We start from the raw sequence: 890 nt of genomic DNA on the forward strand, positions 1-890 counted from the left end.
GGTCCCCCGACCGCCACCCTCCGCCCCTGGTCGGCCGGTTCGACGGTGCGGCTATCGTGCACAGGTGCACGAGGCGGCCCGGGACCCCGGGCAGGGCACGTGAGGGGAGCTCCAGGTGATCGGACGGGCGCTGAACGGGCGTTACGAACTCGTCGACATGCTCGGCGTCGGCGGCATGGCCACCGTCTGGCGCGGCGTGGACCGCGTGCTGGGCCGTCAGGTGGCCGTCAAGGTCCTCAACGGGGGCCTCGCCGACGACCCCCGCTTCGCCGAGCGCTTCAGCCGCGAGGCCCAGCACGCGGCCATGCTGGTGCACCCGGGGATCGTCATGGTCTTCGACTCGGGCGTGGACCAGGGCACCCCGTTCATCGTCATGGAGCTGGTCAACGGCCGTTCGCTGGCCGCCCTGCTGGCCGAGCAGCGGACCCTGCCGGTGGAGCGCGCCGTCGGCATCGCGGCGGCGGTCTGCGAGGCGCTGTCCGTCGCGCACGCGGCCGGGCTGGTGCACCGGGACATCAAGCCCGGGAACATCATGATCACCGATGCCGGCGGGGTGAAGGTCGTCGACTTCGGCATCGCCCGGGCCGGCTCCTCCAGCAACCTGACCCAGACCGCGAGCGTGCTCGGCACGGCCGCCTACCTCTCGCCCGAGCAGGCCACCGCCTCGGCGCTGGACGGGCGGACCGACCTGTACGCGGTCGGCTGCGTGCTCACCGAGATGCTCACCGGCGCGACTCCCTTCACCGCCGAGACCCCGGTGGCGATCGCCTTCAAGCACGTCAGCGAGCAGCCGCCGGCGCCGTCCACCCGCCGCCCGGGCCTGCCGCCCGCACTGGACGCGGCGGTGCTGCGGCTGCTGGCCAAGAACCCGGCCGACCGCCCGGCCGACG

The 890-nt window shown here is 74.0% G+C and carries 1 protein-coding gene; it reads left to right on the forward strand.

From position 1 onward, the window contains the following. Window positions 1–115: 115 nt before the first annotated feature. Window positions 116–890 (forward strand): protein kinase (locus KS423_RS46355; RefSeq protein WP_224285643.1); only part of this gene is annotated, 775 nt, incomplete at its 3' end.

This window comes from Streptomyces sp. LS1784 (assembly GCF_020103755.1).
Lineage (GTDB): Bacteria > Actinomycetota > Actinomycetes > Streptomycetales > Streptomycetaceae > Kitasatospora.